This is a genomic window from Thalassospira profundimaris (genome assembly GCF_003326755.1).
Taxonomy (GTDB): domain Bacteria; phylum Pseudomonadota; class Alphaproteobacteria; order Rhodospirillales; family Thalassospiraceae; genus Thalassospira; species Thalassospira profundimaris_B.
The window spans coordinates 1-11,880 of record NZ_JPWH01000024.1 but is presented as its reverse complement, the minus strand read 5'-3'; the positions used below and the strand labels follow the sequence as shown (position 1 = coordinate 11,880).

10 protein-coding genes are annotated in these 11,880 nt (G+C 61.9%); 7 read left to right on the top strand and 3 right to left on the bottom strand.

What is annotated here, in order from left to right; all coding sequences use genetic code 11:
* Positions 1-116: 116 nt before the first annotated feature.
* Positions 117-668, bottom strand: coding sequence for a TetR/AcrR family transcriptional regulator (locus TH25_RS20215; RefSeq protein WP_064790298.1), 552 nt, complete (start codon positions 666-668; stop codon positions 117-119).
* A 94-nt stretch (positions 669-762) separates the two neighbouring features.
* Between TH25_RS20215 and TH25_RS20210 the strand changes: the two genes are divergently transcribed.
* Together TH25_RS20210 and TH25_RS20205 are read left to right on the top strand one after the other, a co-directional pair.
* Complete coding sequence (locus TH25_RS20210; RefSeq protein WP_082923592.1) at positions 763-1,641, top strand: alpha/beta hydrolase family protein; 879 nt, start codon at positions 763-765, stop codon at positions 1,639-1,641.
* Complete coding sequence (locus TH25_RS20205) at positions 1,638-2,108, top strand: hypothetical protein (protein ID WP_114090103.1); 471 nt, start codon at positions 1,638-1,640, stop codon at positions 2,106-2,108. The genes TH25_RS20210 and TH25_RS20205 overlap by 4 nt, the downstream gene beginning before the upstream one ends.
* A 152-nt stretch (positions 2,109-2,260) precedes the next feature.
* Here the strand turns inward: TH25_RS20205 and TH25_RS20200 are convergent, their stop codons facing one another.
* Positions 2,261-4,762 carry a S8 family peptidase gene (locus TH25_RS20200; RefSeq protein WP_064790299.1) on the bottom strand — a complete coding sequence of 834 codons (2,502 nt, stop codon included), beginning with the start codon at positions 4,760-4,762 and terminating at the stop codon, positions 2,261-2,263.
* Entirely contained in the window at positions 4,755-5,852 is a 1,098-nt protein-coding gene (locus TH25_RS20195) for an AAA family ATPase (RefSeq protein WP_082923596.1), read from the bottom strand. Before TH25_RS20195 ends, TH25_RS20200 begins: the two co-directional genes overlap by 8 nt.
* A gap of 552 nt (positions 5,853-6,404) precedes the next feature.
* Here TH25_RS20195 and TH25_RS20190 point away from each other — a divergent pair.
* The 5 genes from TH25_RS20190 to TH25_RS20170 form a co-directional block, all read left to right on the top strand.
* Positions 6,405-6,569, top strand: coding sequence for a hypothetical protein (locus TH25_RS20190; protein ID WP_165374935.1), 165 nt, complete (start codon positions 6,405-6,407; stop codon positions 6,567-6,569).
* 200 nt (positions 6,570-6,769) lie between these two features.
* Positions 6,770-7,318, top strand: a complete 549-nt coding sequence (locus tag TH25_RS20185; RefSeq protein WP_064790355.1) for a hypothetical protein — start codon at positions 6,770-6,772, stop codon at positions 7,316-7,318.
* Positions 7,319-7,383: 65 nt separating this feature from the next.
* On the top strand, positions 7,384-7,644 hold the full coding sequence (locus TH25_RS25785) for a hypothetical protein (protein ID WP_425451885.1): 261 nt from the start codon (positions 7,384-7,386) through the stop codon (positions 7,642-7,644).
* Between the two features lie 148 nt (positions 7,645-7,792).
* Positions 7,793-8,437: a hypothetical protein gene (locus TH25_RS20175; RefSeq protein WP_064790302.1), complete on the top strand. Its 645-nt coding sequence runs from the start codon at positions 7,793-7,795 to the stop codon at positions 8,435-8,437.
* Between the two features lie 160 nt (positions 8,438-8,597).
* On the top strand, positions 8,598-11,880 hold a 3,283-nt coding region (locus TH25_RS20170; protein WP_114090101.1), incomplete at its 3' end, for a strawberry notch-like NTP hydrolase domain-containing protein.

The following is an 11,880-nucleotide window of genomic DNA, read 5'->3' as shown; positions in this document are numbered from 1 at the left end:
CCGCCTCATCTCTTCCGTTTCCGCAACTTGTCTGGTCCTCGTGACCGGGCTTTTTCTTTGGAGAACCCTGATGCCCGCAGATATCAAAAATGATAAGTGCTTCCCTAGGTCTGACATCAGAGCTTTTGATCTAATGTTCGCGCCAGTTGGGCGAAGGGCGCGTTGGATTGCTGGGCAAAGGCGATGATCCACGCCCCTTGGAGTTTGCAGTGCAAAGAAAAGGCGGCGTCGTTGGGCCGGGGATGACCCAACCGTTTGGCGTGTTTCTCGATACATTTCGTCCAGCTGCCATAGACCTCCTGCGCGGTGATCTGGAGACGCGGTTCCAGCGGGGCGGCTTGCAGGATGCTGAGCACGGGACAGGCCGGGACATGAGGTTGCGACGTCACCTCGGAGGCAATGGCGTCGCAGACCATGAGCGCACCTTCGTCAAAGCTTTCGGCCTGCGCGAAGGTCGTATCGAGCAACCGTTCCAGCCACGCCCCGGCCCAGCGTGTCGCGGCTTCGGCCAATTCCTGTTTGCCGTTCGGGAAATGGTAATAGAGCGACCCTTTCGGGAGCCCCGCCTCTTTGAGAAGCTCCGAAAGACCAACGCCCGAATACCCCTTCTGGCGAAAGAGGTTCGAGGCGGTGCGGATCAGCTTGTCGCGAGACGTTGGGTCACTCATGACAAAACAGATAGCGCCATTGGACCGATTGGTCTATTGATTGCGTAGACCAGTCGGTCCAATACAGAGGAAGAATGCAAGGAAAGCGAGAGTTTTGGAACAGGCCGCGCAGACAATCACCATTCCGGCGGACGGAGCCACACTTATCGGGACCTGGTATCCGGCATCCGATGCACCCCGGGCCAGTCTGCTGCTGCACGGGGCCACTGGTGTGCCGCAGCGCTTTTACCGCCATTTCGCCGCTTGGGCTTCCGCGCGCGGGATCAATGTCCTGACCTATGACTATCGAGACTTCGGCGCGTCCCAGACCCGACCGATGCGCGAAAGTCAGGCGAATTTCGCGGATTGGGCCGTGCACGATCAGACCGCAGCACTCGATACGCTGGCCAAACTGGCTCCGACAGGCCCCTTGTGGGTGCTCGGGCACAGTTTGGGCGGGCTTGGTCTTCCGTTCCAGAACCTGCCCGACCGCGTCACGCGGATCACCACCATCGGAGCCGGGATCGGACATTATACCGACCATCCCTGGAGCTACCGGCCCAAGGTTCTAGCCTTCTGGTTCGCGCTTGGCCCCGTGGCGACCGCCCTTGCGGGCTATATGCCGGGTAAACGATTGTCGCTAGGGGCCGATCTGCCCGCCGGTGTCTATTGGCAGTGGCGCAGATGGTGCACCCGGCGCGATTTCTACGCCTCGGACATCGGTGTCACCCTGCCGGAGCCGAATTACAGCATCGAGGGCAAGGACATCCGTATTTGCGTCGCCGCCGACGATGTCGTCGTCCCGCCGGTTGCGGTGCGACGCTATGCGGAGGTCTTTGCCTCCTCAGATGCCGAATTTCGCATCTTCGATCCCGCCAACTACGGTCTGCCCGCGCTCAAACATATCGAAGCCCTGTCCAAAGAGAGCGCGCCCGTCTGGGCCGACCTACTTGATCTGCCTCAGCCCGATCTGACCTGCAAGGCCCGCCCATGACTGATAGTGCGACACAGGATGGAACCTGCTCAGAAGTCCTGAGCACCCGCGCCCGGAAAACCATTCTCTGGGCCAATATCGCCATGATTGCGATGATCGTTATCCACGACAGCGATCACGTTCGGCAGGCCGCGAACTGGTGCTATACCATCAGCGCGCAGCTTTGGCTGGTGAATGTGTCCGTCTATGTACCGAGCCTGATCGCACTGGCGCTTTTGTGGCGCGGCAAGGGCGCGGGCGTTGCGACAATGATCAACGGTCTGCTGGTCGGCGCGGCCTTCTCCGAAGTTCACCTGTGGCGCCCCTCTATTCCGGTCTGGGGCATCTGGAATGACAATTTCTTCATTCTGGGCGTGGACTGGATCAGCTGGACGATCCTTGCGCTGACGGTGCTGGTGGGGGCGCTGGTGAGTGCTGCCGGGGCCTATGCGCTTGGCCTGCAATGGGCGGCGAGGCAGGGTGGATGACCGTTACTGTTCGTTGTCGCTGTCAGTCTGGCGCCTAAAGGCCTGCGAAATGTAGCCTAGATGTAAAAGGCGTCATTTTGCCCGTGATGTCAGATGTTAATGACCCAAAGGCGCTCGCAGAACAGAGCATGTCGTCTCAGCAAGAACACAAACTAGATTTCGATATCAACTCCAGTTTGAAGCAACGCCGCAACTTCGGTCTGGATGGGCGTCATCAGATCGACGTCGACCTCCGCGGTCTCGATGCCGACAACGAGCGCATAACGGGCCTTGCTGTCCGCTCGCCCCAGGGCTCGCCTTTCTCGCCACCAGCCCGAGATCGGGTAGACATAGAGGAAATCGCGCTCCACGAGCTCGACAGCGCTGCCCTCCCAGATATCCATGTGAATGGAGCCGGCTGAGATCGACTTCGGTCCGAAGAACCAGCCGTCATTGCCTTCGTTGATAGGGCGAGGGTCGTTTTCGCCACGGTCATCCTTGTTCACCCGGCGCAGGAAATTCCCGTCAGTTTCGCGTGCCCGCTTGAGGTCGAAGCGCAGCCCAAAAGACTGATATCGGGCAGGATCGATCGCGCTTGCAAAGCTTGGGTTCGGCTCGACAAAATATGAGAGCGTCACCTTGAGGCGCACAGGCTGGTCGCCCAAATCCTCAAGGACTTGTCGGGGCCAGGGCAAGCGGTAGACATGAGCATCCGAGAAGCGCACGCTGCCATTCTCGACCCGGAACGGTTGGATATATTGCTCGGCGACCAACGCAAGATCATCGCGGGCCGAAGCAAGGGCGCGCCGAACATCCGGTACCCCGTATCCGTATTTTCTTGCGAGCGCCTTTCTGTCCGACTTTGACGCGGTCGCGTTGAATTCCGTAAGCATATGCGGCGTCCACCGGGCGCTGTGCACGGTCAGGGCGCGGATGGTCTCTGGCCAATACTCCGGGTGCTCAGCCATGATCCGCGTCGTAAGCCGTGCCGCTTGCGCTGTCGCTGCGCTGGTTGCCCAGAACGGTGTCACCGGATGCGGAGCGATCGATTTCGCCGTGGTGAGCACCGAGAGGGAAGGGAGGCCGGACAGTGCTTCGAGCCCTGATCTGCTCAGCGCGCGGTTTCCAGCTTCAAAGACGATCTCCGGCTTGATCGGTGACTGCCCCGCGCGCCAAAGCGCGCTCGTCCGACTGTAGGGGCTGCGGTCCCCGGGAGGAGACCATCCGCGCCAGTCTCGGTAACCGGCTTCTGCGATTTCTGATTTCAGAGTTGTGCCGCCGACCGTTAGGACATTCCATGCCTGTGCAGGATCTTCTCCCGGAAACGCGTCGCCATCGGCAATGTCCTCGGCGCGCGAGCTGTCCGCGATGTTGCCGATCGCCTGGACGAAAAGGCGCCGAATATGGTCCGGGCCTTCCTCGATTGCGTCCACGCCCGCCGAGATCTGGTCGAGAGCAGAGCTCCAAGCCGTTGGCTCCGCTCCCGACCGGTTTTCATTCGTCACGGCCATGCAAAAGACCCTCGGCCGCTCGGCAGCCGATATCTCCGGAAGCGAGCTGGCGGAGGTTGTGATCGCACCATAGGAGCCGGGATCATTCTGCTCGAAGCCGTCCGGCGGAAGGATTTTGACGGACTCGAGGCGATGCGCAAGCATTGGATGCGACGCATCTCCCAACGGCATTGTCAGGTCGCCGTGGAGCGCCAGCCCGGCCATTCCGGATCCATGCCCGCTGGGACTATCATCATCCACCCCCCAATCTGCATGCACAGCGTGCATGTCACCGGGAGCTAGGGCAGGTTCAATCAGCGGATGGCCGCGGTTCACACCCGTATCGAGGAGGCAAACCGCGGGCACGTCGCGGCCTGGCCAGGTGATCCTTTCGGCCAGATCATCCACGAACGCGTTCGCCATCTCCTCGAGTTCATCCGTGAATACCGTCGGCGTATCGCTCGCTCGCCGGATCTCGGAAATGCCTCCCGTTGAAAACAGCAGCATCTCGATCGCTGCTCTGCGCCCATGCACTGGAAGAACCACGACTTCGGGGAAGTGCAGCCAGCTGTCTTCTCCCCCGACGGTCAGGCCGAGCCGCTGAGCGCTGGTCTCAACACGTTCGAGGCGGTCGGCAAAACACCATAAGGCCCACCACATTTCCGCCTGCGGATCATCGGGCAGAGCCAGAGGATCGTCGCGCCAGAACGTTCGCAAGCGCGCGGCGCGGATATGCTCGACAGGCTCGACGCGGGACTTCTTCGGGGCCTCGGCACCTTCGTCTACTTCCGTAAAGGCGTAATCCCTGAAAACCGCCTCAAAGACATCTCTGGTTTCGTCAGGGACGAAGAGGGCGATGCGACGGGCGCCTGTTTCGGAAAGTGTGACGGCGCCCTGGCGTGTCCCCTCGCGCGTCTTCTCCAGCGTGGTCGGCCCCACAGAGGGTGCGAGCTCCACCTCAAGGTAGACGCCGTCCGATGCTGGAATTCCCTCGGGTGCCCCCAAATCCTCTCGTCCGAGATCAGACGCCTCGAAGGCGGCTTCCAGCTCGCCGACAATGCGCTGCCCATGTTCCTCACGGATACGCTGAAGCGGCCGTTGTCGGGCGCTACTGCCTGGGGACTTGTAATTGCGGATAGTCGAAAGACCGCTCAGGTCGATATGTCGGTGCTCGTACTCAGCCAATGTGTCCCTGTTCTTCAGAGAACACCGTTCTCATGGCCTGGCGTTTGCGAAGTTCGCGCGTCAGATCGGCGGTGGAAATCTGATTTCGTTCTGAAAGGATTGCCGCTTTCACGGTCTCTTCTGCTGCATGGACAATCTCCGCCTGACTGAGGCAGGTGGCCGCGGCAACAATGGTTTTCCAATTGATCTTGGGATATTTCATCGGCGACAGATGGGCCTTGATAATGGCGCGCACTTCATCTGCTGATGGCATCTCGAACTGCAGAACTTCATCGAAGCGCCGTAGTAACGCGCGGTCGAGAAGAGAGGGGTGGTTCGTGGCAGCCACCAGAACACTGTCGGTCGCAGAAGGCTCTTCCATGAACTGCAGGAAGCTGTTCAGTACCCGCCGCATTTCCGCGACATCATTCGTCGCCAACCTGTCGCTGCCCACGGCATCGAATTCATCAAAGAGATAAACACCTCTGCGCTTCTGCGCTTCGTCGAAAACCAGACGCAGTTTGGCGGCCGTTTCCCCCATAAAGCGCGTAATCAGGGTTTCTAGGCGGATCACGAACAGAGGAAGATGGAGTTCGCCCGCGAGCGCCTCGGCGGTCATCGTCTTCCCCGATCCCGGAGGTCCGGCAAAGAGGAGGCGGCGGCTCGGTGTCTTCCCATGTTCCCGGAGCCAATCCCGACGCTGTTGCTGAAGCACAACCGCTTCGAGATGACCTTTCACGTCTGCATTCAGCACCACATCGGCAAGATGGATCTGCGGGTCCCGCAGATCGAGAAGGCTGTCGAGGTCTCCACGGGGTCGAGAAAAGGCGATCGGGACAGACGCCCGCGTGCCGCGCTGTGAACGTGCGGCATCCACTGCCGCACGGATATCCTCTGCGGTCGCACGGTGTCCTTGGCGCGCCTCGCCAGCCGCAACCTGAAGCGCGATGGAGAAGAACTGTTCTTCATCGCCTTCCGCCTGGCTTCTGAGCATCGCCAGTATCTGTTTCGCATTTGACACCGCGTCGCCCCAGTCGTCTGTCTTTTCGTCGAATCCTAATTGACTCTCGCGGTTTTGGAAAGATCGGCGTGATCGAAACAAGTCGCACATGGGCATATTTGTTGTGCCCACAGGTGCGCGTTGCGGGGCTTTGCCCGGCGGATCGCCCTGTATTTACATCATTCGAGCGCTGTGACCTGGCCTTCAGAACCACTGTCGCACCTCCGTCCATCAAACGGTCAGGTCGCATGACCGTCATACCGTGTACAGGGGGCGGAGGGTCACGCGGCGGCTCCAGTTCCAACTTCACCATGTCCCCGTCATCCCATGAAGGCGCGTGCCATGGGTTCGGTTCCGTCTCGGGCTTGTAACGCGGTTCCTCTGTTGATGCGGCGGCAAGGGTTGGCCGGGCGAAGCATCTGCAAGGGATATCCGGCACCTGTCAGATGCGAAAAACCAACCCCGCTTCCATTCGCAAACCTTGGTCCGATCCGTCTCTTTGACATTCAACCCCGAAGGGGTCGGCTTGACGCTTCGCGTGCCGCCCTCGGGGATTCGGAAAAAGTCCGAACGCCCTCGGGTGATTGCAGATCCGGTCAGACACTTCGGGCACCTGTCGCGCGGGGGATGGTCCCTCGCCTCCAAAGACAGGAGCCGGAACCCATGTCCTATGCAGATGCCACCGCCTTCGCCGCCAGCCTCGCCACCACTCTGATGGTCGTGATCGTCGTGTTCCAGGCCGGAGACGGCACCCACGCCGCTTGCCCCGCCGCCGAGTTCGACGGCGACGACGACATGGTGAAGCTGGAGCTGGACCCGTGGGAGTAAGGCGCGAAAGCGCCTCATCCCCGACGGCCCGAGCGCGGAGACCCGCGCTTCGGGCCGTCGGCGCCTCACGATGGTCCCCCATCGTCGGCGGCGGAACCGGGAACAAGCCCGGTCAGAGAGGAAGAGTGTGGGCCGTTCGGCCGTGACGGGTTGAAGGCCGGAGAGAGAGGCTCACCGGCGCCCGTCATGGAGTGATCCCGATGACGTTTGCCCGTTCCGAAACCTTCCGCTCCATCGGTCATATTCTGGCGGCCGATGTTCTGCCCGCGCTTTATCGGTCGCAAAAGCTGCCGCTGCGCATTTCGTGCCTCGGTGTGGCCAGCTATGACGCCAGTGACGCGGCGAATAGCTTTGACCGCGTGATCTCGCTTGGGGAACGCCCATCACCGGAAGAGGCCATTCAGGCCGGGGCCTTGCGCCTGTCGTGCGGTGATATTTGCACGGGGCCGGACAGCTTTCCGTATTTCCAGCCGCGCGTCATGCTCATTCAGGACCGCGATCAGCGCCTGGTCCTCGCCGGTGAAATCCGCGCCGGCATTATCCTCTGGCAACAGCCGGTCGCATCCGATGCCGAGGCACGCAGGATCGTGACCGAGGCCAGCCGCCTGCGCGGTATGGCATTCCGGGCATCAGATCCCGCCGAGGCGCGACGGCTGCGTTACCGCGCCGCTGCGCTGGAGGCCCGACTGGTCGATCCCTTCTGGCGCGACGCCGCGGCTGATTTGCTCCGCCTGCCACAGGTCGCATGAGCTTCATCATTTTTTACCCATTCGGCCCGGTCGTGCATCGGGCGATGTCTTCTCAGGAGACCATCATGGCCGACTATTTCACGCACTTTTCTTGCCTGCTTGACGTGGGCACCCCCGAAAACGCTGCCCGCGCACTCGATCTCTACAACGCACTGGCGGATGACACTGCCGCCGAAGATCCGCCATCGGACGGCTTCGTGCTCTCCATCCAGCCAGAACATGGTGGCACTCAGCTCTGGATGGGTGATGACGTCACCGGCGATCCCGAGCATGTCATCCAGTTCGTCAAACGCTGCGCCACCGAGTTTGGTCTGACGGGTCTATAGGGCCTTCAATACGCAAACAGTTGCTCTCGGCCGAGAATCGACGGCTTCGGCGGCGGCGCGCATGTCCTTGATCTTGCTACCGGCGAAACGGTGGACTGGATCTATACCGATGGCTGGCTGTCCACTGTGCTGGACGGAGGCGACCCCTATGCCTGACATCATCGAAACCACCGTCTATCGGTTCGACGAACTGTCCGATGCGGCGAGGGAGAAGGCTCGCGCCTGGTATCGCGAGGGCGGCTTAGATTATGACTGGTACGATACCGTCTACGAGGATTTCCAGCGTATTGCGGAAATCCTCGGGCTGAACCTCAAGACCCGAACCGTCCGGTTGATGGGCGGCGGCACACGGCAAGACCCCTGCATCTGGTTCCGGGGCTTTTCCTCGCAGGGGGACGGCGCGTGCTTTGAATCCTGGTATTCCTACCCGAAGGATGCTCCGCGCCTTATTCGGGAGCACGCACCACAGGACACCGAATTGCATCGCATCGCCGATGCCCTGCAGACGGTCCAGCGGCGCAATTTCTACCAGCTTCGCGCCGAAGTCAGTCATCGCGGCCATTATTACCACGAATACTGCATGTCGATCTCGGCCGAGCGCGACAGCCCGACCGGGCAGGACATGACCGCCGATACCGAGGAGACGATCATCGAGGCGCTGCGCGATCTGGCCCGCTGGCTCTACCGCCAGCTTGAGCGCGAATATGATTATCTGTCCTCGGACGGAGTGGTCGATGAAACCATCGCTGCCAATGAATACACCTTTACCGAAGCCGGTCGCCGCTTCGGATGATCCCGGGAAGACACTGCCAAGCGCCCCGCCGTCCGGTGGGGGCGCTTTTTTTATGCTGCGCTTTGAGAGTGAGAGGTGGGCCGGAAGTGGTCAGGTCAGGGCGGTCGAGAGAGAGAGCGCCGTCCGGGCTTGTCCTTCCCACTCTCCTGAGGTTCCCGACATGAACATGGTTTTCCCCGTGGCCGATCCGGTCACGCCGCTGGCGGCTGCGCCAGCGATCCTGGCTGCGGCCAATCATCTGCTCCCCCATCTCGAACGCGGTCAGCGCGTCGATGCCGTGACATTGCGCGGTGCGATGGAAACGGCTTTCAGCGCGTCGGACGCTACCGGCGCCTGGGACTGGAAGCTCGCCTATGAGGCCGGTGAGGTCGCTACCGTCCTTTTCTTACGCAAATACGGAAAGGCGCTTTTCCGTAAAGCCGCGTCTCCGGCTGCACGGATTTCCGTGTTGGCAAAGATCGCGGCGCTGTTGCCCACGCAGACCCGGCGTTCCGAGGAAAGCCAGAGCTTCCAGCAGTTTTCGACGCCGATCCCGCTCGGCCTTGCCGCTCTGACGGCTGCCGCCATCACGCCTGATGATAGGGTGATGGAGCCCTCGGCTGGCACCGGCCTGATGGCGATCCTGGCACAGACTGCCGGCGGTTCGCTGATCCTCAATGAACTCGCCGAGATCCGCGCCGATCTTCTCTCGTCCCTCTTTCCGGCCTGTCCCGTCACCCGATGCGACGCCGCCCAGATCGACAATCATCTGGCACCGGAGGCCGTGCCGTCGGTGGTGCTGATGAACCCGCCATTCTCGGTAATGGCCAATGTCGAGGGACGGATGGCGGATGCTGCGCTTCGCCATGTCGCCTCGGCGCTGGCCCGTCTTGCTCCGGGCGGTCGGCTGGTGACGATCACCGGCGCTGGCTTTGGCCCCGAAGCTCCGGCATGGCGGGACGCGTTCATCCGCTTGCAGGCCCGTGGTCGCGTGGTGTTCAGCGCCGCCGTCGATGGCGCGGTCTATGCAAAGCACGGCACCACGATCGACACGCGGCTGACCGTGATCGACAAATTACCCGCCGAATATCCGGCGAGTTTTCCGACCTCACCGGGAATCGCCCCCGATGTAGCCACGCTGATCGGATGGATCGAGGCGCTGGTCCCGCAGCGCCTGCCGGTATCACTACCGAAGATCGTCTTTCCCGCTTCGACCGCCGCGCCGAAAACCGTGCGGGGCTATCTGGCCCGCGCGACTGCTGCTCGGCCTGTCGCTGCTCCCGCCAAAGATCCCGAGGGCGTCGAACTCGCCTATGAGACCGTGGACTGGACGCCACCCGAAGGCGCTCGCCTGTCCGACGCGATCTATGAGGAATATGCGCTGCAATCGCTGCGCATTGCTGGCGCGCAGCCGCATCCGACCAAACTGGTGCAATCCGCCGCCATGGCCTCGGTCGCACCGCCGAAGCCCTCCTACCGGCCCATGCTGCCCGCTGACATCTGCGCGCGTCTGTCGAACGCCCAGCTTGAAACGGTGATCTATGCCGGTGAAGCCCATGCCGATCATCTCGCCGGCGCATGGACCGTGGACGAGCATTTCGACAATGTGAGCGCTGCGCCCGAGGATGCTGCGGGATCAATCCGCTTTCGCCGGGGCTTCATGCTCGGTGATGGAACCGGCGCTGGCAAGGGACGCCAGTCCGCCGCCATCATTCTCGACAACTGGCTGCGCGGTCGGCGCAAGGCGATCTGGATCTCCAAATCCGATAAGCTGATCGAGGACGCGCAGCGCGACTGGTCGGCGCTCGGCATGGAACGGCTGCTTGTCACGCCTCTGTCACGCTTCCCGCAAGGCAAGCCAATCACGTTGTCGGAAGGCATCCTTTTTACCACCTATGCCACGCTACGCTCCGACGACCGGGGCGAGAAGGTTTCGCGCGTCAAGCAGATCGTCGAATGGTTGGGGTCCGATTTCGATGGAGCCATCATATTCGACGAGAGCCATTCCATGCAGAATGCCGGTGGCGGAAAAGGAGAACGCGGTGATGTCGCCGCCTCGCAGCAAGGAAGTGCGGGCCTGCGGCTTCAGCACGCGCTGCCCGACGCCCGCGTGGTTTATGTCTCGGCGACCGGCGCCACCACAGTTCACAATCTCGCCTATGCGCAGCGCCTTGGCCTCTGGGGCGGTGAGGATTTTCCGTTCCAGACCCGCGCCGAGTTCGTTGAGGCGATCGAAGCCGGTGGCGTTGCGGCCATGGAAGTGCTGGCCCGCGATCTGCGATCCCTCGGCCTCTATACCGCCCGCTCGCTCTCCTATGATGGCGTTGAATATGAACTGATCGAGCATCAGCTCACGGATGAACAGCGCCGCATCTATGATGCCTACGCCGGGGCTTTCGCCGTCATTCACAACAATCTGGACGCGGCAATGGAAGCCGCCAACATCACCGGCAGCGAGGGAACGCTGAACCGGCAGGCCAAATCCGCCGCCCGTTCGGCCTTTGAGAGCACCAAACAGCGCTTCTTCGGCCATCTGCTGACTTCCATGAAAACCCCGACCCTGATCCGGTCCATCGAGGCCGATCTGGAAGCGGGCCATGCCGCCGTCATCCAGATCGTCTCGACCGGCGAAGCCCTGATGGAACGGCGGCTTTCCGAGATCCCGACCGAGGAATGGAGCGATATTTCCGTCGATGTCACCCCGAGGGAATATGTTGGCTCGTATTTGCAGCATTCCTTCCCGGTACAGCTCTATGAGCCGTTTACCGATGGCGAGGGGAACCTCTCGTCACGCCCCGTCTTCCGCGATGGTCAGCCGGTCGAAAGCCGCGAAGCCGTAGCGCGGCGCGACGAGATGCTGGAGCAGCTGGGTTCGCTTCCCGCCGTGCCGGGGGCGCTCGATCAGATTGTCCAGCGCTTCGGCACGGATATGGTGGCGGAGGTCACGGGCCGCTCGCGCCGGATCGTGCGCAAGGGCGACGGGGCATCGGCGCGTTTGGCGGTCGAGAACCGTGCACCTTCTGCCAATCTTGCCGAGACCTCGGCCTTCATGGATGACCAGAAGCGCATCCTCGTGTTCTCGGATGCGGGTGGCACGGGGCGCAGCTATCACGCCGAACTCTCGGCGAAAAACCAGCGGCTGCGCGTGCATTACCTCCTGGAGCCGGGCTGGAAGGCAGATGCCGCCATTCAGGGGCTGGGCCGCACCAACCGCACCAATCAGGCTCAGCCGCCGCTGTTCAGACCCATCGCCACGGACGTCAAGGCCGAGAAGCGCTTTCTCTCTACCATCGCCCGCCGCCTCGACACGCTGGGCGCGATCACCCGCGGCCAGCGCCAGACCGGCGGTCAGGGGCTGTTCCGGCCCGAGGACAATCTGGAATCCGCCTATGCCCGCGATGCGTTGCGCCAGCTCTATCTGCTCCCACATTTCCCATGTATGGACGGCCCACTGAAAGCAAGGA